Origin of the sequence: Georgenia yuyongxinii, assembly GCF_006352065.1 — a bacterium.
In the GTDB taxonomy this organism is placed as follows: Bacteria; Actinomycetota; Actinomycetes; order Actinomycetales; family Actinomycetaceae; genus Georgenia; species Georgenia yuyongxinii.
In genome coordinates this window covers 786,021-807,130 of record NZ_CP040915.1, presented here as the reverse complement: position 1 = coordinate 807,130, position 21,110 = coordinate 786,021, and the positions used below count along the sequence as shown (strand labels likewise).

At 68.6% G+C, this 21,110-nt stretch carries 20 protein-coding genes, 4 pseudogenes and 1 other annotated feature; of the genes and pseudogenes, 12 read left to right on the top strand and 12 right to left on the bottom strand.

What is annotated here, in order from left to right; all coding sequences use genetic code 11:
- Positions 1 to 66: 66 nt before the first annotated feature.
- The 4 genes from FE374_RS03705 (at position 67) to FE374_RS19075 (ending at position 2,345) form a co-directional block, all read left to right on the top strand.
- Positions 67 to 570, top strand: a complete 504-nt coding sequence (locus FE374_RS03705; protein ID WP_139927298.1) for a hypothetical protein — start codon at positions 67 to 69, stop codon at positions 568 to 570.
- Between the two features lie 171 nt (positions 571 to 741).
- Positions 742 to 1,716 (top strand): diacylglycerol/lipid kinase family protein, encoded by a 975-nt coding sequence (locus FE374_RS03700; protein ID WP_456319093.1) that lies wholly within the window; start codon positions 742 to 744, stop codon positions 1,714 to 1,716.
- A gap of 131 nt (positions 1,717 to 1,847) precedes the next feature.
- Complete coding sequence (locus tag FE374_RS03695; RefSeq protein ID WP_139927296.1) at positions 1,848 to 1,985, top strand: helix-turn-helix domain-containing protein; 138 nt, start codon at positions 1,848 to 1,850, stop codon at positions 1,983 to 1,985.
- A 201-nt stretch (positions 1,986 to 2,186) separates the two neighbouring features.
- The gene (locus tag FE374_RS19075) at positions 2,187 to 2,345 is read left to right on the top strand and encodes a hypothetical protein (protein WP_168205577.1); all 159 of its coding nucleotides are present in this window, start codon (positions 2,187 to 2,189) and stop codon (positions 2,343 to 2,345) included.
- A gap of 293 nt (positions 2,346 to 2,638) precedes the next feature.
- Here the strand turns inward: FE374_RS19075 and FE374_RS03690 are convergent, their stop codons facing one another.
- The 5 genes and pseudogenes from FE374_RS03690 to FE374_RS03670 all read right to left on the bottom strand — a co-directional run bounded on the left by FE374_RS03690 (position 2,639) and on the right by FE374_RS03670 (position 6,344).
- The gene (locus FE374_RS03690; protein ID WP_139927295.1) at positions 2,639 to 3,409 is read right to left on the bottom strand and encodes an ABC transporter permease; all 771 of its coding nucleotides are present in this window, start codon (positions 3,407 to 3,409) and stop codon (positions 2,639 to 2,641) included.
- A pseudogene (locus FE374_RS03685) lies at positions 3,406 to 4,235 on the bottom strand (ABC transporter ATP-binding protein). Before FE374_RS03685 ends, FE374_RS03690 begins: the two are co-directional and overlap by 4 nt.
- Positions 4,232 to 4,612 (bottom strand): DUF1048 domain-containing protein, encoded by a 381-nt coding sequence (locus FE374_RS03680; RefSeq protein WP_139927294.1) that lies wholly within the window; start codon positions 4,610 to 4,612, stop codon positions 4,232 to 4,234. Before FE374_RS03680 ends, FE374_RS03685 begins: the two are co-directional and overlap by 4 nt.
- 2 nt (positions 4,613 to 4,614) lie before the next feature.
- A complete protein-coding gene (locus tag FE374_RS03675; protein ID WP_139927293.1) occupies positions 4,615 to 4,965 on the bottom strand; it encodes a PadR family transcriptional regulator in 351 nt (116 codons plus the stop codon).
- A 662-nt stretch (positions 4,966 to 5,627) separates the two neighbouring features.
- On the bottom strand, positions 5,628 to 6,344 hold the full coding sequence (locus FE374_RS03670; RefSeq protein ID WP_139927292.1) for a CBS domain-containing protein: 717 nt from the start codon (positions 6,342 to 6,344) through the stop codon (positions 5,628 to 5,630).
- Between the two features lie 61 nt (positions 6,345 to 6,405).
- On the opposite strand from FE374_RS03670, the gene FE374_RS03665 reads away from it, so the two are divergent.
- A complete protein-coding gene (locus tag FE374_RS03665) occupies positions 6,406 to 6,609 on the top strand; it encodes a hypothetical protein (RefSeq protein WP_168205510.1) in 204 nt (67 codons plus the stop codon).
- A 209-nt stretch (positions 6,610 to 6,818) separates the two neighbouring features.
- Here the strand turns inward: FE374_RS03665 and FE374_RS03660 are convergent, their stop codons facing one another.
- The 6 genes and pseudogenes from FE374_RS03660 to FE374_RS03635 form a co-directional block, all read right to left on the bottom strand.
- Positions 6,819 to 7,028, bottom strand: a complete 210-nt coding sequence (locus tag FE374_RS03660) for a hypothetical protein (RefSeq protein WP_139927290.1) — start codon at positions 7,026 to 7,028, stop codon at positions 6,819 to 6,821.
- Positions 7,025 to 7,768, bottom strand: coding sequence for a DUF4386 domain-containing protein (locus FE374_RS03655; RefSeq protein ID WP_139927289.1), 744 nt, complete (start codon positions 7,766 to 7,768; stop codon positions 7,025 to 7,027). The genes FE374_RS03660 and FE374_RS03655 overlap by 4 nt, the downstream gene beginning before the upstream one ends.
- Positions 7,769 to 8,221: 453 nt before the next feature.
- Positions 8,222 to 8,866, bottom strand: a pseudogene (locus FE374_RS03650) (Mu transposase domain-containing protein); the annotation flags it as partial.
- A 468-nt stretch (positions 8,867 to 9,334) separates the two neighbouring features.
- Complete coding sequence (locus FE374_RS03645; RefSeq protein ID WP_139927287.1) at positions 9,335 to 9,763, bottom strand: GlcG/HbpS family heme-binding protein; 429 nt, start codon at positions 9,761 to 9,763, stop codon at positions 9,335 to 9,337.
- Complete coding sequence (locus FE374_RS03640) at positions 9,760 to 11,940, bottom strand: malate synthase G (protein ID WP_139931303.1); 2,181 nt, start codon at positions 11,938 to 11,940, stop codon at positions 9,760 to 9,762. The genes FE374_RS03645 and FE374_RS03640 overlap by 4 nt, the downstream gene beginning before the upstream one ends.
- A 588-nt stretch (positions 11,941 to 12,528) precedes the next feature.
- On the bottom strand, positions 12,529 to 12,828 hold the full coding sequence (locus FE374_RS03635) for a hypothetical protein (protein WP_139927286.1): 300 nt from the start codon (positions 12,826 to 12,828) through the stop codon (positions 12,529 to 12,531).
- 574 nt (positions 12,829 to 13,402) lie between these two features.
- Between FE374_RS03635 and FE374_RS03630 the strand changes: the two are divergent.
- The 5 genes and pseudogenes from FE374_RS03630 to FE374_RS03610 all read left to right on the top strand — a co-directional run.
- A pseudogene (locus FE374_RS03630) lies at positions 13,403 to 14,143 on the top strand (IclR family transcriptional regulator); the annotation flags it as partial.
- A 586-nt stretch (positions 14,144 to 14,729) separates the two neighbouring features.
- Positions 14,730 to 15,461 (top strand): sulfite exporter TauE/SafE family protein, encoded by a 732-nt coding sequence (locus FE374_RS03625; RefSeq protein WP_168205576.1) that lies wholly within the window; start codon positions 14,730 to 14,732, stop codon positions 15,459 to 15,461.
- A 67-nt stretch (positions 15,462 to 15,528) separates the two neighbouring features.
- Positions 15,529 to 15,906, top strand: a complete 378-nt coding sequence (locus FE374_RS03620; protein WP_139927283.1) for a transposase — start codon at positions 15,529 to 15,531, stop codon at positions 15,904 to 15,906.
- Positions 15,801 to 15,932, top strand: a sequence feature (AL1L pseudoknot). Its footprint overlaps the gene before it by 106 nt.
- Entirely contained in the window at positions 15,900 to 16,115 is a 216-nt protein-coding gene (locus FE374_RS03615) for a hypothetical protein (RefSeq protein ID WP_139927282.1), read from the top strand. (Overlaps the previous feature by 33 nt.) The genes FE374_RS03620 and FE374_RS03615 overlap by 7 nt, the downstream gene beginning before the upstream one ends.
- A gap of 27 nt (positions 16,116 to 16,142) precedes the next feature.
- On the top strand, positions 16,143 to 16,547 hold the full coding sequence (locus tag FE374_RS03610; protein WP_139927281.1) for a DDE-type integrase/transposase/recombinase: 405 nt from the start codon (positions 16,143 to 16,145) through the stop codon (positions 16,545 to 16,547).
- Here FE374_RS03610 and FE374_RS19700 read toward each other — a convergent pair.
- Positions 16,492 to 17,344 (bottom strand): annotated as a pseudogene (locus tag FE374_RS19700) (IS30 family transposase); the annotation flags it as partial. The gene FE374_RS03610 and the pseudogene FE374_RS19700 sit on opposite strands and share 56 nt — an antisense overlap.
- Positions 17,345 to 18,132: 788 nt before the next feature.
- Between FE374_RS19700 and FE374_RS20035 the strand changes: the two are divergent.
- Both FE374_RS20035 and FE374_RS03595 read left to right on the top strand, forming a co-directional pair.
- Positions 18,133 to 20,415, top strand: coding sequence for an ATP-binding protein (locus tag FE374_RS20035; protein ID WP_139927280.1), 2,283 nt, complete (start codon positions 18,133 to 18,135; stop codon positions 20,413 to 20,415).
- A gap of 216 nt (positions 20,416 to 20,631) precedes the next feature.
- Positions 20,632 to 21,099, top strand: coding sequence for a hypothetical protein (locus FE374_RS03595; protein ID WP_139927279.1), 468 nt, complete (start codon positions 20,632 to 20,634; stop codon positions 21,097 to 21,099).
- The last annotated feature ends 11 nt before the right edge of the window (positions 21,100 to 21,110 follow it).

Below are 21,110 nucleotides of genomic sequence, written 5' to 3'. Positions count from 1 at the left end.
GGCGCACACCCGGTCCAGCCGACCGTCCCCCGTGCCGCCTTCTCACTTCCCCAGAACGGATCTCACATGACTGCACCGCGCACGAACGCCACCTCCGCGACCCGCGACACCCGACGGGCCAGGACCACCGGGCTCGCCGCAGCGGCCGCCGGCATCCTCGTCTTCAACATCTCCCCGTTCATGAACTGGGTGAACCCGGCCGACGGCGCCGACCCCCGAACCGGGTACGAGACCGACTCCCTCGTGCCCTTCATCGCCTACCTCGGCCTGGGCCTGCTCCTCGCCCTGGTCTACGCCACCAAGCGCGCACGCCGTGGCCAGCACCGCGGCCTCACCCTCGTCACCATGGCCGTCGGCATCGCCGCGACCCTGCAGTGCCTCGCCTTCGCCATCAACCCGATGGGCGGCCTCGAGCGCGGCGACGACCTCTCCTCCGACATCGGCGTGTGGATCGGCCTCATCGGCGCCGCGATCTGGGCCGTCGGCGCCGCCATGCTCGCCAAGGAGATCGAGGGCGACGACGACGAGCGCACCGAGAACTACACCCGCGACGACGCCCACAACGACTGACAGATGAGGGCCGCCTCACCACGGCCCCCAGCTGAGGCGAGCGGCAGCAACGGCCGCTCGCCTCAGCTTTCGCCGCCCGAGCCAGCGCCAGCAGCACCAACCCTAGAAAGGGCCCACGTGGACACGAACCAAAAGGCAGTCGCGACGCCCGCCACCGCCGGTACTGGCGCGGTGGGCGAGCACCCCGAGCCCGCCGACCGCCAGCGCGTCAAGCACGACGGCCCCCTGCGCACCGCGGTCGTGGTCAATCCCGCACGGGTCGAGGGCCTGGACGAGCTTCGCGCCACCATCGAAGAGACCCTGGCCGCGGCGGGCTGGCCGGTCCCGCTGTGGTTCGAGACCACGCCGGAGGACCCCGGCGCCGGCCAGGCCCGCCAGGCGGTCGCAGAGGGCGCCGAGGTCGTCTTCGTCAGCGGCGGGGACGGCACCGTTCGCTCGTGCGTCCAGGGCCTGGCCGGTAGCGAGGCCGCCCTGGCCGTGCTGCCCGCCGGCACCGGCAACCTCCTGGCGACCAACCTCGGCCTGCCCGACGACCCCACCGAGGGTGTACGGCTCGCCGTCGACCGCGGACGTCACCTCCTCGACATCGGCGAGGTCGACGGCCAGGCCTTCGCCGTCATGGCCGGCATGGGCTTCGACGCCAAGCTGCTCGAGGACGCCTCGACCACCCTGAAGGCCCGTGTCGGCTCGCTGGCGTACGTGCTCTCTGCTCTCAAGCACCTCCGCGACCGCCCGATGCGCGTCCAAATCCAGATTGATGACGACCCGCCCCTGCGCCGGCGCGCACGCACCGTCGTCGTCGGCAACGTCGGCCGCCTGCAAGGTGGCGTCAGACTCCTCGCCGACGCCGAACCGGACAACGGTCAGCTCGACGTCGCCATCCTCGCCCCCCGCCACCTCACCGACTGGGTGGCGCTGGCCTGGGGCATCCTCCGCCGACACGAGCACGTGCCCCGGATGGAGGTGCTGCGCGGCTCACGCATCACCATCACCAGCGACCGCGACCAGCCCTGCCAACTCGACGGCGACGTCATCGACCCACGCCGGGTTCTCGCGGCGACCGTCCGACCCGCAGCGCTATGGCTGTGCGTCTACCAGCCCGATCGCAGCCCCGACCTAGCCGAAGGCTCCCCCAACAAACGCTAGCGCCGGCCGGTCGAAACACCACTCCATCACCGCTCGACTAGAGGGCTGCGCGAGCGGTGCCGGGGCTCGGTGCACCAGTGACCGGCCCAGTCGCGCGACATCGCGGACATCCCTGGCCCTAACCAGTGGGCATGTCTTCCCTCGCCCGGCTTGTCATCACCGCCGTCATCGTCCAGAAGCGTCCCGTCCGCGAGGTCACCGCGACCTACAACGTCTCCAGGTCCTGGGTCTACGAGCTCCTCGCCCGGTACCGCGCCGAGGGCGAGTAGGCCCTCGAGCCCCGCTCACGCCGCCCGAAGACCAACCCGCAGGCACACGGCCACGACACCGTCGCCGCGATCCTCACACTGAGGGCACAGCTGACCACCGCCGGTCACGGCAACGGGCCGGTCACCATCGCCGCACACCTCGCCCGTGACTGCGTCACGGTCTCCGAGGCGACGGTATGGCGGACCCTGCACCGCCACGGCTTGATCGTCCCCGATCCGAAGAAGCGCCCGAAGTCCTCCTACATTCGCTTCGAAGCCGACGTCCCGAACGAGTGCTGGCATCCCGACTTCACCCACTTCCGCCTCGCGGCCACCACCCTCGAGCAGCTACAAGCGCAGCTCGACGCCTTCGTCACCTAACCTGCGGCACATCGTCACCCAGCCCGGGATGGGCTACCTGTTCGAGACCACGTAGAGAGCTATAACCAGCGGTGGTCGGCCTGTTCGGCCAGCTGCGCACCCGTGCCACTCCGCCTGGCTTCGTCACCGAAGTGCCGTTCACGCGTGACCGGCCTAAGGGATTCACCTGGCAGCCATCGTCGACCGCGTGCCGACACATGTCAGGTACGAGACGTGCCGATAGCGGCGAGTACGGCCTGGGGCACGCGTACCGTCGTTCGACGGCGAGTGCCGCTGCCCGACCGACGTCGGCCTCAGCTAATCTTGTGGCGGTAGAGGGCGATCGCGAAGGCGTAGGCGACCACGAGGATGCCGACGAGCCAGGCGAGGGTCATCCAGATGTCACCACCGACTGGTTCCTGCGCGAACAGGGCTCGGATGGTGTTCACCAACGAGGTCACGGGTTGGTTCTCGGCGAACCATGCGACCGGGCCGGACATCGAGTCGGTGGGCACGAACGCCGAGCTGATGAACGGCAGGAAGATCAGCGGGTAGCTGAACGCGCTCGCGCCGTCGACGGACTTCGCCGAGAGTCCCGCGATCACGGCGATCCAGGTCAGTGTGAGGGTGAACAGGATCAGCAGGCCGACGACGGCGAGCCAGGCGACCACGGATGTTCCAGTGCGGAACCCCATGATCAGCGCGACGCCGATGACGATCGCGACCGCGACCGCGACCAGGTTCGCGGCCAGGGAGGTGAGCACATGCGCCCAGAGCACGCTCGACCTCGCGATCGGCATGGACTGGAAACGATCGAAGATGCCGCCCTGCATGTCGAGGAACAGCCGGTACGCGGTGTAGGCGACGCCGGATGCGATCGTGATGAGGAGGATGCCGGGGAGCATGTAGTTGACGTACGACTCCTCGGATCCGGTGGTGATCGCGCCACCGAACACGTAGACGAACAGCAGCATCAGCGCGACCGGGGTGACCGCGGTGGTCATGATCGTGTCGGGGCTGCGGAGGATGTGGCGCAGCGAGCGACCGGTCAGAGCGCCGGTGTCGCCGAGGACGTGGGCGCTCATCGGGGTTGCTTTCGTGCCATCGCCGTGCCGTCGGTGCGGTCGTCGTCGGCGGTCTCGATCTCGTCGGTGTCACCGACGAGGGCGAGGAAGACGTCCTCGAGCGTGGGCTGCCTCGCGACGTACTCGACCTTGCCGGGCGGGAGGAGCTGCTTGAGTTCGATGAGAGTCCGTTTCTAGATGATCGTGCCTTTGTGCAAGATCGCGATGCGGTCGGCGAGCTGCTCAGCCTCGTCGAGGTGCTGCGTCGTGAGCAGCACCGTCGTGCCCTGACCGGCGAGCCGCTTGATGGTCTGCCACACCTCGATGCGCGCCTGAGGGTCGAGCCCCGTCGTCGGTTCGTCGAGGAAGATGATCGGCGGGTTCCCGATCAGGCTCATCGCGATGTCGAGTCGGCGGCGCATGCCGCCCGAGTACGTCGACGCCCGGCGGTTCCCTGCTTCGGTGAGCGAAAAGCGCGCGAGCAGGTCGTGGGCGATCACACCGGGGTTCTTCAGGTGACGCAACTTGGCGACCAGCACGAGGTTCTCCCGGCCGGTGAGCAGATCATCGACCGCGGCGAACTGGCCGGTCATGCTGATCGACTCGCGCACGTCGCCGGGGTTCGCGGCGATGTCGAACCCGTGGACCGTGGCGGTGCCCGCGTCGGCTCTCAGCAGGGCAGGATCCGCACCAGCGTGGTCTTGCCCGCACCATTTGAGCCGAGCAGCGCGAAGATGCTCCCCGCCCTCACGTCGAAGTCGACGCCCCGCAGCACGTGCAGGTCCTTGAACGACTTCTCGATGCCCTGCACCCGGATCGCGGGTTCGAGCGACTGTTCGCTGGTCATGCGCCCGCCCCCCTTCCGCCGCCACCGGTCGCGTCGTCAATCGCCTTCGTGAGGCGTGCGCGCTCCTTATCGATCCACTGGGTGCCGCTGTAAGCCCTTGCGAAGTCCTCGGCGAACTCGACCGGGTTGTCACCAACGATGGCGCGCACCGGCGTGCCGTCGACGGCGGCACGCTCCCAGAGGTCGGCGAAGTCGCCGAACATCGTGATGAGGGTGTCGCCATCTATGACGCCCCCGAAGTACATGAAGTACCGCTCGAAAGCCCTCGCTGTGGATCGGTACGGCTCATGGAGAGCCTCGATGCGCGCCTTGTACTGCTTGTACTGCTTCTTCTGCTCGAGCGACCCCGTGAGGGTCTCGATCCACTTTGCGACCATGGCTACTCTCCTTCACCCGTCGGCGATTCGATGCGGTGGCGGAGCTGTCCGATTCGTTCTGAGAGGAAGCCCCATGTCCTCCAGAACTCCGCGAGGTGCGCCTGCCCCTGCGCGTTCAGCGTGTACACCTTGCGCGGCGGCCCCTTCTCGGACGGGACCTTCGCCACGTCGACGAGGTCGCGCTGCTCGATCCTGACCAGCAGCGCATAGATGGTGCCCTCGACGATGTCGGTGAAACCCTGCTCACGCAGCCGTGCCGTGATCTCATACCCGTACGCCGGCTGCACAGCCAGGATCGCGAGGACGATGCCCTCTAGCGTGCCCTTGAGCATCTCGGTCGTCTGCTTACCCATGGGACGTTTCCCTGACCTACTCAGCGTTGCTAGGTACCGCTAGATAGTAACACTGAGCACCGCCCGCACAACAGGCCTGAGGCGGCCTTCCATGCCAGCGAGAAGCGAGTCGTCTAGCGCCGGGCAGCGCACGCGATGACCGGTGCTCGCAACCCCTCCTCGGGAGGACCTCTGGAAGGTGCCTGGCGGGCGGAGATGAAACCTTCATGGCCTGGCAAGTGCCTGGTGCGGTGAGATCTGAGTGCTTCCAGGGGGTGCGACGGGGCCAGCGACGTGCTGCGTCGCAGATCGGCCGATCCTCTCGGTGACGACGTCGAGCGCCTGGCAGACCGGGCAGTTGAGGTCGCGAACGTTCGGACCCTCGAGCGTGTTGTACCGTGCCCGATCGTGCCGAGCGCGTTGAGCCACTTCCCGACCGAGCCGCGCCAACGCTGCGGTGGAGGCGGTCACCGTCGCGCCGAAGGACCCGATGGATGCCCTGTCGCGCACGGTATGCAGGTCTTCGACCGCGATGCCGTCCGCGCGGCCCTGCGCCGTAGGACGCGGACGGTGACTCGCTCATTCCAGCCGGTGACCTGCATCGATGCCGGAAGGAAGAAGCGGGTGGGGCGCCGCTCGGCACCCCACCCGCTTCGTCGTGACCTACGAGACGTCCGCCCGGCTTAGACGAACTGCGGCTCGCGCTCGGCGGTGCTGGTCTCGTCGTCGGCGGGCTGGACCTGCCCCTCGCGGGAGGCGAGGTAGGAGGAGATGGCCAATCGGTTCACCGCGGAGCGGCTGACGATGCCGATAACCGGGCCGTTCTCGCCGCGGACCACCGGCACCTTCTTGAGGTGCTTGTCGGACAGCACGGCGACGGCGTCGGCGATCGAGGCGTTCGCGTCCACCGTGACGACCTCGCGGGTTGCCAGGCGCATCACGGGCAGGGACACCAGGTCCGCCAGCGCGTCCTCGAGATCGTCGGACTCGCCGATCGCGAAGGAGTAGATGTTGGTCGAGCTGGGGTGCTCGGCCGACAGGTACCGCATGACGTCGCCGTCGGAGAGGAAGCCGGCCAACGACCCGTTGGGGTGCCGCACGGGGGCGCCGGAGATCCCGCGCTCGGTGAACATCTGCAGGGCCTCGAGCACATTCTGCTCGGTGCTCAGCGCGTAGACGTCGGACTTCATCAGGTCCACGACGGTGCGCGCGCGGCCAGACTCGATGGTCTCCTCGGCCTCGGCCTCGGCGGCACGGGCCGCGCGGGCGGCCCTCGTGGCTGCGAAGGCGAGGATGATGCCGATCACCGAGGTGAGGGCGACCAGCGCGGCAGCGCCGCGGAAGCCGAGGGTCGAGGCGCCCAGCAGATCGGATCCGTTCTCGAGGCCGAGGGTGGTCATCGCGTACGGAGAAGCGCGGTCGACCGTGCCGTGTCAGACTCCTTGGACGACCCTGATGTGGGTGTTCGGCGCGCTGTCGCTGATCGTCTTGCTGGCCGGCGCGGTGCTGCTGCGCAACGTCGTCGAGCTCGGCCGCCCCGTGCTCGACGTCCTCTCCTTCCTGCTCGTCGTTGGGGTAGTCACAGGCGGCCCGGTGATCGGTGCTCCAGAGCGGCGCACTCCGCTGGGCGATCCACCTCGCAGACGGCACCACGCTGAGCGCTGACTAAGCGCCGTCGACACTGCGCTCCTGAGTGAATGGAAGCTGAGTCTCGAGCCGGTCAAACCCGCTGCCAGACCGCAGGTACAGCAAGTCCAGAAGGGTGGGCGGAACCTCATGTGCAGTGGTCGCCTGCTCCCATCGCGTCCGCGGGTGCCGAGACCGACCACGCGTGGACGCGCGCTGCTTCAGGTGCCGACCGGGGGTGTACTTGATCACGGGACGTCGCCGGTGCGCCCGTTCGCCGGGCGCCTCCGGTAGTGCGACCAGGCAATGCCCACCACCGTGGCAAGTGTGCCGCCGGCAATGAAGCCCCAGCCGGGGAAATCGGTGAGGACCAACTGGATGATCGCGCCGAACACGATGAAAATCGCGCCCCAGACGATGAGGTTCTCGGGACGGCGCCGCGTCGACGGGGTAGTCATGCCCGGCCCGCGACGGCGACGACATCGGGTGCCGATGCGGGGCTGCCGGCGGTTACCAGTCCCGCTGTGATGGGCGAGGGCTTGAAGCCCTTGACCATCAGGTAGACGCCGAGCGACAGCTCCCAGAAGAAGATCCCGGGCAGTGCTATCAGCGACAGCACGGAGAATTGGTCGTTGACGCCGAACATCGTTGCGGTGTTCGACGCGAGGAGCAGCGGTGCTCCGACGAGTCCCATCAGCGGGATCGCGCGGGGCACGAGCCGGGACCGGTACATCAGGGTGCCGAGCAGTAGCGCGTTGGCGACGGCGAGGCCTGGTCCGAACAGGAACGTCCAGTCGCGGACCGCGACGAGGGCCGCGCCGACGGCGACCAGCGCGTCCGCGTCTGCTCCGGCAGCACCGCCCAGGTCCTGCCGCAGGGTCACGACGGCGAGGAGGCTGACGACGCCGACGAAGATGATCGCGGCCTCGAGCACGCGAGCTGCCACGAAGCCCAGGGCGAGGGCCTCGTTCTGTCGCTTGACCACCGGGAACAGCACGACCGCGGTGCCGATGCAGGCGAGGGCGTTGGTGATGTCGAGGACGCCACCGAAGAGGACGCGCGCGTCGTCGCCCGGCCCGATGATGTAGCTCGGGTCGCTCAGGACAGGGTCGAGGAGGAAGACCGCGGGAATCGATGCCAGGAACGTGAGCAGGTAGAGCGCGCCCGCGGTCAGCGCGATCTTCCTCAGCGAGCTCATCGGGGCACTCGTCGTCATTGCGGTTTGCGCGGTGGTGGCCAAGTCCGTCTTCTTTCGTGGAGTCGTGGGGAGGTGTGGGTCAGCGGGGCTTGCTCGTTGGGCGTGTCGGGGCGGTCGGCCTGCGCTTCCGAGACCAGGGGGAAGGCCGACGTCACGCAGCTTGTGAAGCGCGCCGTTGCAGCGCTGTCTGGGGTCGAAGGGCTGGGCCCTCGATGAGGGTGATCGCATATTTCTCGGGTCGGGGTCAGTCCTTCGAACCAGGCCGCCCGTCGCGCTTTAGGTGGCGCCTGACGCGGGTCTCGTACCGAGCGAGGAGCGGATCTCGCTAACCGACATCGCGTTCATCACCCTTCAACTGCGCCTGGCTGATCTCGGCCCCGACGGCGCCAAGCTTTCCTTCAATCCGGAACGTAGAAGGAGAAGTGGTGAGCGGACATCACCAGAAGTGGTGATTCATGTGGTGATCTCTTGCCCGGGCTCGAGGCGTGGCCCGGCCGTCGCTCCCCCCTCTACGACCAACAGTTCTGACCGGGAGCCGAGCGCGGTGTCGTAGTCGGCCAGCGCGCGGACCTCTACCTCGGGTTCGGCGCCGCGGCGCAGCACGGTGGCGCGCTGCTCGCGCAACGCCTTCGCGGCGGCTGCGTGCTCTGGTTGGTCAGCGTCTGGTGCCTCGCCCAGCACCGGGGGTGGTCGGCGACGACTTGCCCGTCGGAGAGGACGCAGACCCGGACCAGGTCCGCGCGCGCCTCGATACGCCGGCCGATCACGCCCGGGTGAACGGAGTAGTCGTTGGAGTCCAGCCGGATGTAGTGATCGCGCGGCAGCCGGGAGGCGTCCGCCCAGCCCACCGTCGGGGGCACCGGCGGCAGGGCCATCATTGCCTGGCGGTCCGCGCCGACCCGCTCGGCCGGGGCACACCCTAGGACGCGTTTACGGCGCGGGTTGGCGACCTGCAGCCTCCCCGCCAGCTGGGTGTTGAAGTCCTCCGGCGAGGCGAGGGCCGCGGAAGGCATGGGCGTCCTGGGTCAGCACGACCCGGCGTCCCTTCCACTGCCCGACCACGCCCTCACCGTCCCACCCGTGGACGGCTGCGCGGGGAGAAGTGCAGCTTGGCGCACAGTTCCTCGAGCATCCACAAGGGCGTGTGGGGCAGGGCTCTGGGGTCTCGATGTGCTGGGTCCCGCCCGTCAGGTGTGCGTGGCACACCTGACGGCCATGCCTTTCCGCGCGCCCGCGGCGCGGACCATTCCGTGGCACAAAGCGTGGAATTTGCAGGTCACCATCCACGATGTCGGCGTCCTGGCTGGAAAGCAGAAAGCCGCTGACCTGCACTCTCGTGCGGTTCAGCGGCCTCCACCGGGTGGAGCTGAAGGGATTCCAAACCCCGACCTTCTCCCGGAGGTCTACAACTCCCGGCACTCCCCGGAGCCCGCTGCCACGAACGCTCATCGGCGACTTTGCGACCTCGACAAACGGTGGGTGTGAACGTTTCCCAGCGGGCCGACACGGGGTCGCACCCCCCCATGCAGACGACTTCTCGCTCGGCCCCCAAAACGGCGGGAGGATTCAATCGACCTGGGCGATCATCCCCACAGCGTCGATTCCGGCGACTGCCGCCGCCTCGTCGTTATCGGAGGTGTCCCCGGAGATTCCGACAGCGCCCCGCAGCCCGCCGGCGGCGTCACGCACCAGCACCCCGCCCGGGACAGGCACCAGCGCACCGCCGATAGCGGAGGTCGCGGCGGCGATGAAGAAGGGCTGCTGCTCGGCCCGGGTCATCAGCGCCCGCGATCCCATGCCCAGCGAAAGCGCCCCGTGCGCTTTGCCGTGCGCGATCTCGAAGCGCTTGTTGGACGAGCCGTCCTGACGTTCGGCCGCCACCAGGTGGCCGCCGGCGTCCAGGACGACGACGGTGAGCGGCTTCAGGCCACGCTCTTGCCCCGCCGCGAGGGCGCCGGCGACGAGGGTGCGGGCGGTCTTGAGGTCGATGCTCAAGCGAAACTCCTTTCACTGTGCGCCTTCTGCGCGCGTCGGTGCCGGTGCAGGACCGGCTCGGTGTAGCCGTTGGGCTGGGCAGCCCCGTCCAGGGCGAGCTCCCGGGCAGCTTGGAAGGCCTCGCCGTCGAACTCGGGCGCCATGGGGATGTAGCCGGGATCGGCGGCGTTCTGGCCGTCGACCACGACGGCCATCCGCCGCAGGCTCTCCTCGACCTCTTCGACGCTCACCACCCCGTGTGCCAGCCAGTTGGCGAGGTGCTGAGAGGAGATGCGGCAGGTCGCGCGGTCCTCCATGAGCGGCTCCCCCTGCAGGTCGGGAACCTTCGAGCAGCCCACACCGGCGTCGATCCAGCGGACGACGTACCCCAGCACACCCTGGACGTTGTTGTCGATCTCGGCCTGGCGGTCCTCGGCCGACCAGCTCGCCGGATCGCCCAGCGGCAAGGTGAGCAGGTCGGCGAGCGTGCTGCGCCGTCCCCCGGTGAGCTGCCGCTGCCGCTCGAGCACGTCGACCTCGTGATAATGCATGGCGTGCAGGGTCGCCGCGGTCGGTGACGGCACCCAGGCGCAGGTCGCACCGGCACGTGGGTGGCCGATCTTCTGCTCGACCATGGCCGCCATGCTGTCCGGGGCGGCCCACATCCCCTTGCCGATCTGTGCGCGTCCCTGCAGACCGCAGGCCAGGCCGACGTCCACGTTGGCGTTCTCGTACGCCTGGATCCAGCGCTCGGCCTTCATGTCGGCCTTGCGCACCATCGGCCCGGCGGCGCTGATCGTGTGGATCTCATCGCCCGTACGGTCGAGGAAGCCGGTGTTGATGAAAGCCACCCGATCGCGGGCCGCGTAGATGCAGGCCTTGAGATTGGCGGACGTCCGTCGCTCCTCGTCCATGATGCCGACCTTGATCGTGCCCGCGGGCAGCCCCAGGGTCTGCTCCACCCGGCCGAAGATCTCGCACGTCAGCGTGACCTCGTCCGGCCCGTGCATCTTGGGCTTGACCACGTAGATCGACCCCGCCCGGGAATTGACCAGCTGACGCGGCCCGCGCAGCTCGTGGAGGCCGCCGAGCGCGGTGACGAAGGCGTCGAGCATCCCTTCGGGGATTTCCCGGCCGGCGGCATCGAGCACCGCGTCGGTGAACATCGCGTGCCCGGTGTGGCGGATGAACATCAGCGACCGGCCCGGCAGGGTCACCTGCTCCCCAGTCGTGGTGGTGCAGGTGCGGTCCGGCGCGAGGCGCCGGGTGAAGGTGCGGCCCTCCTTGGTCAGGTCCGCGGTCAGGGTGCCGCGCATCAGGCCGAGCCAGTTGCGGTACCCCAGCACCTTGTCCTCGGCGTCGACGGCGGCGACGGAGTCCTCGAGGTCCATGATCGTCGAGACGGCCGCTTCCAGCAGGAGGTCCTTCACGCCTGCGGCGTCGGTGGAGCCGATGGGGTGGTCCCGGTCGACCACGATCTCCACGTGGAGACCGTGGTTGGTGAGCACCAAGGCCTCCGGCGCCGCAGCGTCGCCGCGGTACCCCAACAGCTGGGCCGGATCCGCCAGGCGTGCGACGACGCCCGCGACGGTTGCTGCGAGACCCTCCCCGTCGACGGCGTAGGCGGTGACGTCGGCGTGGGAGCCGTCGTCGGCCAGCGGGAAGTGGCGGTCAAGGTAGGCCCGGCCACGAGCGATGACTTCCTGACCGCGCAACGCGTTGTACGAGCCGCCCCGCTCGCGCCCCGCTGTCTCGGGAATGACGTCGGTGCCGTACAGCGCGTCGTACAACGAGCCCCACCGTGCGTTGGCGGCGTTGATGGCGAACCGGGCGTTGAGCAGCGGGACCACCAGCTGCGGGCCGGCCTGCTGGCTGACCTCGGGGTCCACGCTTTCGGTGGTGACCTGGAAGTCGTCCGGCTCGTCGACCAGGTAGCCGATCGACCGCAGGAACTGCTCGTACGCGGCCGCATCCACCTGGCCGGGGTGGTTCCGGTGGTATGCCGACACCGCGTCCTGGAGCTCCACGCGCCGTGCCAGGAGGGCGTCGAGCCGCGGCGTCAGCTCGGTCACCGCGGCCTCCAGGCCGGCCCAGAATTCGTCGGCGCTGACGCCGACCCCGGGCAGAGCCTCTTCGGTGATGAACCGGTGGAGGACCTCCGCAACCTGCAGACCACTCACCGTCACCCGTGCGGTCATCATCTCGACCCCTTCTCGTATCTCGTTTGTTCAACCCGACTGCCACCGCTGGCTGGTTGATCAAGGTTGGGAGCCGGCCATGAGCGGGATCGCCCGGCCGAGCGGCGCAAGCGCCAACGGCGGCACGGTCGCCGCCTTCTCGACCACTTAGATCCAGCCCCATCCGTGGACCAGCACCAGCCGGTCCACGTCCCGGAAGATCCGAATTCCCTTACACGACGCAATGAGCCCCCGTTGATCTCACTTCCACCATGCGGAATGCCGCTTCCTTACTGTGAAAGGCTAGCTGTCCCAAGTGGCGTAGGTCAATCCTCAAAGTTGTATTCGGTCGTTCGCGCTGGGACCGCGCAGCCCCACGGCAGCGATCGCACCGTTGGCCGATCCGCGAGAGAGATCACGGGATGTGGACGGAAGCCGCGGTATGAGCGCCATCCGAGAATGGCACTGATGTCCGGGGCCGCGGTCGCTCGCGCTCTTCGAGCATGACGGCGGGGCTACCCTGCACTCGTCAGCCTCGGTCACATGACCTCAAATCAGGCCGGTTCGCGGGTTGGGAGCGATGCGACGCCTCGAGTGGCATGGGAGAGCTCACCCTGGCGCGTGTGCGCCCCACCGGCACAGCGGGCATTCCAGGGTGTCGACGCCGGTCGAAATGAAGGCCAGAAACGACGGCGGGCCAGGCACCCTCGACCTTGAACAGCCGGATGATCGCCGAGCCGGCCACCCCGACGCCGGAGGCGACATCGTCACGTCCTCGAACTGCCGCCGTACACCGGCGAGCGCCATGACGATGGAGACGGCCTTTTCGACATCCCTCGTGTCGAGGTATACCGGCCACGCGTCCGGGTTCGCGAAGTGCTTGAAGAGCGCCGCTTTGCCCTCCCTCACTGGCAATGAGGCTGCCGACCCAGTGCCCTCAGTCCAGCACCGCGGTGCCACCGGTGACCACCGCCAACGAGTTGCGCTGGCATCAGCCGTCGCACCCTGCCCGCTTCTGTGGGATCGCCGGACACACCCGTGCCATCCCCAGCGTGCACGGCCGGGAGGTCGTGTCGGAGTCTGATTGCCACCATCGGTGCCACTTCAAGCGTTACGCCCGGGCGCTTCAGGAGAGTCGGGTCCGACACCTCAGGACCTGAACAGCGTCCACGGCGTTCAGCCCCGCACGGCCCCACTCCCCTGCTCGTCGCCGATACTTGTCGCACGTTAGGTCCGCGATAGGCTGCGTCGTCGTCGAGTGCGCGACGTCTTCCCATCACCGCGCCACCGGCCCCCGCCACCGCACAGACCAACGTCGATGTCGCGACGGCAACGCCGGCACCTCCACCCGCAATCCGATCGTGTCGCTGGGTCTGCGAATCGCCAGCCTCCTCCCTCGCCTGGCATTTCAAACGTGAAACAATACTTCTGCCTAGTGGCAGTCAGGCCTACCCGTCAATGAGAAGGAGCGTTCGCATGACGTGGCGGAGTTCAATCCGTAGACCGTGCCATCGACCTGCTCGAGACCCTGACGGACTTGGGCGGCGACGCGGCCCTCAGCGAGCTTGCCGCCAGCTCCGCTCTGCCGCTGCCGACCATCCACCGGCTCATGCGAACCCTTGTTCTCCGCGGCTACGCCCGCCAGCTGCCCTCGCGCCGATACACCCTCGGTCCACGTCTAATCCGGCTCGGTGAGAGTGTCGGCAGCCAGCTCGGCGCTGGCGCCAAACCATACCTTCAGCGGCTCGTCGGTGAGCTCGGTGAGTCGGCCAATCTTGCCATGATCGACCGCGACATGGCGGTCTACGTCGCGCAGGCCTCATCGACCCATTCCGTGCGGATGTTTACGGAGGTAGGCCGGCGTGTCTTCTGCCATAGCACCGGCGTCGGCAAGGCAGTTCTGGCCCCGCTGCCCGACACGACGATCCGAGAGATCGTGGGCCGCGTGGGCATGCCGCCCGCCACGGAGGCCACGATCACGGATGTTGACGAACTCATCGCCGAGATGGAGCGGATCCGAGAGAGGGGGTTCGCGATGGACGACGGCGAGCAGGACGTGGGGGTCCGGTGCTTTGCCGTCCCCGTGCCCGGGGCCCCGACACGGACCGCAGTCTCAGTCTCCGGCCCTATCGCCCGTGTGACATACGAGTTCGGCGAGAAGGCCGTGCCGGTCCTCCAGGACGTCGCGCAGCAGATCCGGGTCGAGCTCATTTCCGCCCACTGATCGGGGACCATGGGTAACGACGTCGGTGCTGGTGACCGCCTCGGCGACGGAGGTCGCAGCCACGCCGCCCCATCGACCGCGGTGCGGTCCTCTCGCCGGCTCAGCGGCCACGTCATGGCCCGGCGTTCTGCGGCCGGACGGCTATCAGGGCCTCGGATTACGAGAGAATGCAAGGGTTCTTCGCTCGTCGACAGGGTTTCGAAGGAACGTGGGAACGGCGGCTCAGCCCGACTTCAGGCTCTCGAGATATCGTCACGCGAATTGGGGTGCTCCCTCGTTGAGCCACATGGACTCCGCCTCGCACTGGAAGGTGCGACAGGCATTGTCGATGGCCTCCAGCGCGGGAGCGCGGAGCATTGTCTTCGCAGTGCGAAAGTCGCAGCGGGGATCGGGCTCCAAGCGGTAGCGTGATCGATGGCCATCGATACCACGTCCGCCTGGTCGACCACCCCATCCACAAGTCCGAGCGCCAGCGCATCCGCGGCCCCCATCGTCATCCCGGTCAGAACGACGGATGTCGGCGTACTGCCGACTGCGGGGCGCAGCACTTCAAGCCCAAGTGGCGGAATGGGAAGACCAACCTGCGATGACCGTCCCCCTGCTGATCGCCGTTCTCCTCGGCGGCCTGGCGCAACGGGCCACCGGTATGGGGCTCGTGTTGGTCTCTGCACCGTTCATCGTCGTAGCCCTCGGGCCGGCGTCCGGTGTGGTGGTCGGCAACCTCCTCGGGCTCCTCGCCAGTGCGCTGGTGTTCGTGCAAACCCGCCAATTCGTGGAGTGGCGGATGCTGTGGATCATGCTGCCGCCCGCGTTGGTGGGCGTCGCCCTCGGCACCCTGCTCGCGGAGCAGCTGCCGACGGCTTGGGCGCAGATCGGCATCGGTGTGCTCTTGCTCGGGGCGATGCTGGCATCAGCACTGGTAGCGCGGGGGCGCCATATCGAGCGCGGGCCGGGGATCACAGCGGTGGCCGGCGCGGCGTCCGGGATGATGGCCTCGCTGGCCGGGATCGGTGGCCCTGCCATGGCGGTCCTGCGCACGCTGACCCGCTGGGAGCACGTGAGTTTCGCCGCCACCTTGCAGCCGTTCTTCATCGGTGCGTCCATCGTCACGGTGTTCGCCCGGGTGGGGGCCAACCCGGGGGCGTGGCCGGACCTGGGCTGGGGCTGGCTGGCGATGGTGCTTGCCATTGTGCTGGGTGTGGCGCTCGGTGATGAGGTGACCCGGCGACTGTCGGCCAGGACCATCGGGATGGCGATCAACACGGTGGCCGCGCTGGGAGCGGTGTGGACGATGCTGGACGGCCTCGCCGCCCTGTAGAGCGATTCCGCGCCCGGTGAACCGCCCCGGGTTTCGTGGAGGGCTCCTTCATTGGAGGATCCCTACCGTGTCAACGAAGCGTTGCCCCGACGATTTGAAAGACCGCGCGGTCCGGATGGTGCTGGATCACCAGAGCGACTACGCCTCGCAGTACGCCGCGATCAAAGCGGTGGCAGCCAAACTCGACATCGGCGCCGAGAGCCTGCGCCTGTGGGTGCGAAAGAGTGAGGTTGATACCGGCAAGCGGCCGGGCGTGACCAGTGAGGAATACGCGCGCGTGAAGGAGCTCGAGCGCGAGGTCAAGGAACTGCGGCGAGCGAATGAGATCTTGAAGGCAGCAGCGTCTTTCTTCGCGCGGGAGCCCGACCCGCCACGCCGCTGGTCTGCCGGTTCATCGACGAGAACAAGGACCGGTTCGGGGTCGAGCCGGTCTGCACCGTGCTGACCGAGCACGGGTGCAAGATCGCCCCGAGCACCCACTACGCCCACCGCTCCCGCAAGCCGGCGAAGCCGGCGAAGCGCACAGTGACCGACGCGGTGGTCCTCAACGAGATCCGCTCGCTGCGTCTCGATGTGGCCGGCAAGGCCACGGCGGAGAGCCTGTACGGGTACCGCAAACCTGGCACGCCCTGTGCGCCAAGGGCGTCGCGGTGACCCGGTGCACCGTCGAGCGGCTGATGCGTGAGCACGGCAAGCACGGGGTCATCCGGTCCGGCAAGGTCCGCACCACGGTGCCGGCAAGGACAGAAGCGGGCCGGGGACAAGCTCAACCGGGACTTCACCGCCCCGGCCCCGAACCTGGCCTGGGTGGCCGACTTCACCTACGTGCGCACCTGGGCGGGGTTTGTCTACGTCACCTTCGCCGTGGATCTCTTCTCCCAGGCGATCGTGGGTTGGCACGCAATGACGACCAAGCACACCGACCTGGTCCTCACGGCCGTGACGACGGCCACCTGGCGCCGCGACCGCGACGGCCACCCCATCAACGCCGGGCTGATCCACCACTCCGATGCCGGCTCGCTGCTGAGGTTCAACGGGTCGATGCAACACCGGCTTGACCGCCTGATCGTAGGTGCTCGTCCATGATTTCGGCGGGTGTTCTCCTCTGGAGGATCTTGCGGGGTCGGGAGTTGAGGGCCGCTGCGATGGCCTGCAGGTCGCCGGGTGTGTGTCTGGTGAGGTCGGTGACATTGGGGAAGTACTCGCGCAGCAGGCCGTTGGTGTTCTCGTTCGTTCCGCGCTGCCAGGGTGAGTGGGGATCGCAGAAGTAGACGGCCAGGTCGAGGTCGATGCGCAGAAGGGCGTGTTGAGCTATCTCTCCGCTCCTTGGTCCCAGGTCAGCGACCGGCGCAACTGTTCGGGCAGCGCGCCGAGCTGCTCGACGATGGCGTAGCGGACGGCCTCGGCGCCGTGGCCGGCCAGCGGTAGCTCGTTCTTGACCCGGTCCGTGAAGGCGAACTCTGCCATTCGTGGCAGGTGCAGCAGCATCGTGAACCGCGTGCTGCGCTCCGCGAGCGTGCCGATGGCCGAGGCGTTCAGCCCGATCATCAGGCACCCTCCCAGTGCCCAGGGACGGCCCGGTCGGTGACCTCGGCAGGCCGCTGACTGATCATCACTTCCTCGGTGACGAAGTGCTTTCCGCGACGACGGGTGCGCGCCTGCGGTACCCGGAGCGCTCGTCCGGAGCGCTCGCCCGGTGCGCAGGCACGCCGTCAGCTCCCGACGCAGCCCGCCGCGGCCCTGGCGGTACAGGGCCTGGTAGATCGCCTCGTGCGAGATCCGCTCGATTCATCGGCGGGGAAGTCGACTTTGAGCCGGTTGGAGATCTGCTCCGGGCTCCATGCGGTGCCCCATCGCCGGTCCGCGCGGCGGCCGTGCCGGCGCACGGCACGTTCGGACCGGGGATCGGACATCGGCGGCGTGGGGCCACCACGTCGTCGGGGTTCCAGGGTTGCATGGTCATCCCCGGTTGGTTCGGGAGGGTGGCGTCGAAAGAGGGTCTGGGGAGGTGCTCCGCGGTGGAGCGCTTGCCCCGTTGGACTGATTGCCACTCCCGGCTGGCCACGGATGCCCCGGTTGAGGGAAGTGGCCCGATCCTGTCGAAACCGGTGCCGTTTGCAGCACATGTCCGCGGCTACCGGACCACGAGCACCGGCTGCTCGACGTTGATGCTCCGGTGGTGCGCAACCGGGCGACGAGCTTGGCCACCGAGTCATGGGCGGACGAGCGGTCCGCAGGCCGGCCCCACTTGCATCAGCCGGCCGGCTAGGACACCCGCGCACCCCTGACGCGGTTTGTGCTCCTATTCGAGCGGGGCCGGGCGCCTGTCTTCGCCGATGCTCGGGCTGCGAGAGGAATCTGCGGGTGAGGACCACAGGCAGACCACCTCGTATCCCTGCAGCGATTCCAGTAGCGGCTGGAAGCTGCCGCAGACCAGGCACGTGAGGACCGTCCCCCAGACGTTGACTTCACTCACCCCGGCGGCCCGCGCCACACGCACGGCCGGTGGCTTTCGTGTGAGATGGATTTCGACTCGAGAGCTGATCACTTCGTCATTCATCCTACGGACGGTATGTGCCGTGGCTGCGCAGCGGGTGCGGCAAATAACTCAGTGACCACTGAATGTGCGGGGATCCCCGCACCGTTCGGGTGCCGGCGATACTGTCGGCGAATGGCGACGCCGAGCGAGCCGGTGGGAAACCTACCGGCGGAGACCAGCAGTTTTGTCGGGCGCCGACGGGAGCTGGGTGAGGCCAAGAAGAAGTTTCAGGCTGCTCGCCTGGTCTCTCTGGTGGGTCCAGGGGGCGTGGGCAAGACTCGCTTGGCCGTTCGGCTCGCCGGGCAGCTGAGCCGGAACTTTCCGGACGGGGTCTGGTTCGTTGAGCTCGCTGAGGTCCGTGACCGCACGTCTGTCGCCAGCGCGGCACTTGCCGCCCTGGACCTGCGCGAGCATGGCACCGGTGACCCGCTCGCGACCTTGTGCGCGCATGTCAAGGGCAAGCGGCTCTTGCTCGTGCTCGACAACTGCGAGCACCTGACCGAGCCAGCTGCGCAGCTGGCCAGCAAGGTGCTCAAGGCCGGGCCCGAGGTGCGCATCGTGGCCACCAGCCGAGAGCCGTTGGGTCTGGTCGAGGAGCATGTCGTTGCGCTGCCGCCCCTGGACCTGCCGTCCCTCGAGACCGCGAACCTCGGACTAGTCCGTCTGAACGAAGCCGTCCAGCTCTTCGAGGAACGTGCCGCCGCGGCCTCGGGCGACTTCGCGCTCACGGATGACAACCTGCCGTCGGTCGTCGAGCTCTGCCGCCGGCTGGACGGGATTCCCCTGGCCATCGAGCTGGCAGCGGTCAGGACCCGGGCCCTGACACCCGATCAGATCTGTGGGCGGCTCGGGTACCGGTTCTCGCTGCTCACCGGCGGCTCCCCCGCAGCCCTCCCGAGGCACCAGACGCTCCAGGCGGCGATCGAGTGGAGCTACGCGCTGCTCGACGAGCAGGAAGCCCGGCTGCTGCGGCGGCTCAGCGCCTTCGCCGGACGGTTCCAGATCGACGACGTCGAGGCGGTCTGCCTCGACCCCGACTCCGCGTCTGCGGCCACCGACCTGCTGTCCTCGCTCGTGGACAAGTCGCTCGTCGTCCGCGACCTCGCCGCGCCCAGCCCCTGCTACCGCCTCCACGAGTCCATGCGCGAGTTCAGCCACCTCCGCCTGGTCGACGCCGGCGAGAGGGACCTCATGCAGAACCGGCTCGCCGACCACTTCTCCCGCAGGTGCGGCCAGCTCGCCACCGAAGGCCGCCGCCGGCTCCTGCCATGGCTGTCCTGGATGGAGCTCGAGGCCGAGAACGTCCGCGCCGTTCTCGACCGGCTCACGCTTGCCGGCGACCCGGCCGCCGTGCACCTGACCGTCAGCCTGACCTACTTCTGGATCACGCGGGCGACCAGCGAAGGTGCGCGGCGTCTCGACCGTCTCCTCGACGGCAGGGACGGTGAGATCCCCCCGGTGGCGCACTTCGCCCGCGGCTTCCTGGCCGTGCTGCAGAACGACCCGGCGGTGGCCACCCGCAGCCTGTCCGAGGGAATCGCGACGGCCCGCGGGGAAGGGCCGCCCGCTCTCCTCGCGCGGCTGCTGGCGATGGCCTCCATCGCCTCGACCATGTCGGCAGACCCGGGCGCTGCCCGCCGTCAGCTCGACGAAGCCAGGGCCATTGCCGCAGGGATCGACGAGGTGGGCGCCACCCTGATGGTGCATCAAGCGTCCGCCCTGAACGGCGTCCTCGACGGTGACCCGTCGACGGTCATGGCCTCGGCCAGGCCAGGGGCCGCCCTGAGTCGCGAGCTCGGCGACCAGTACAGCCTGGTGATGATGCTGATGAACCTCGGCATCGGCGCCCTGCAGCTCGGCCGGACCCCCGACGCCGAGCACCACTTCCTGGAGGCACTCGCCATCGCCCGGGACCTCGACGACCGGGTGGCCCAGTGCTACCTCCTGGGCGGCCTGGGATGCTGCGCCGCACGGCGCCGCGAGCCGCAGCTGGCCGCCCGGCTCTTCGGCGCCATGGAGACGTTGCGCGAGGAAGCCGGGGCCACCCTGAACGCCGGGATCCGTCGCGCCCTGACGCCGGCCATGGCGACGGCGTCAGCGGCGCTCGGGCCGGCTCGGTTCGCTGCGGAAACGACCGTTGGGCGCTCGCTCGGGCGCGCCGCGGCGGTCCAGCTCGCCCTACGAGAGCAGGCTCACCCGCCCGCCCCGTCGGCTGCCACCGGTGCGGCGCCCCTGGGCCGACGTGAGCTGGAGGTGGCTCGCCTCGTCGCGGAAGGGTGCACCAACAAGGAGATCGGCGCCCGGCTCTTCCTCTCCGAACGCACGGTGGAGAGCCACGTGCGGAACTCGCTGAACAAGCTCGGCTTCAGCAAGCGGGCCCAGATAGCGGCCTGGGCGGCGGCCCACAGCAGCTGAGACGTGCCCGGTTCAGTGCCGGCTCCGTCGTTCCACTGATCCCACCCGCGCCCGGCGCGCCTACGTTCGTGAACGCCCCCACCGGTCAGCAGATCGGAAGGGGCGGGCGTTCGGATCTCCCGCTTCACGCCGAAGCCGGTGGACGAACAGCCAGCAGACGCAGCGGCCGCCCCGGGGTCATCCGGCCAGCGGTGTCATCTACCGGAGGAGAACGTCATGCTCACTACCCGGATCGCCGGCAATGCCGGCGACACAGCTCTCCCCGCCGCCCAGCGCGCCGGCGACGGCGGGCTGTCCACTCGCCGTCTGAACGTGATGCGCCTCGGCTACGCGTTCATGGGGGTGGGGCTGGCTGTCGTGAAGTGGCCGCTGTTCGTCCAGGGGGTCCATTCTCTCCCTCTGATGGAGGGAGTCGTGGCCTGCCTCCTGACGGGGATGTCGCTCCTGGCGCTGCTCGGCCTTCGGTACCCCGTCACGATGCTGCCGATCCTGCTGTTCGAGGTGGCATGGAAGCTCATCTGGCTCGCTGCGGTCGCCCTCCCCCTCGCCTTCTCCGACGGCCTGGACGCCGCGGCCGGTGAGGTGCTCTTCAACTGCTCCTTCGTCGTCGTCATCATCGCCGTCATCCCCTGGGCATACACGTGGCGGCGGTACGTCACGGCGGCGGGCGCTACATGGCGATGATGGCCATCGCT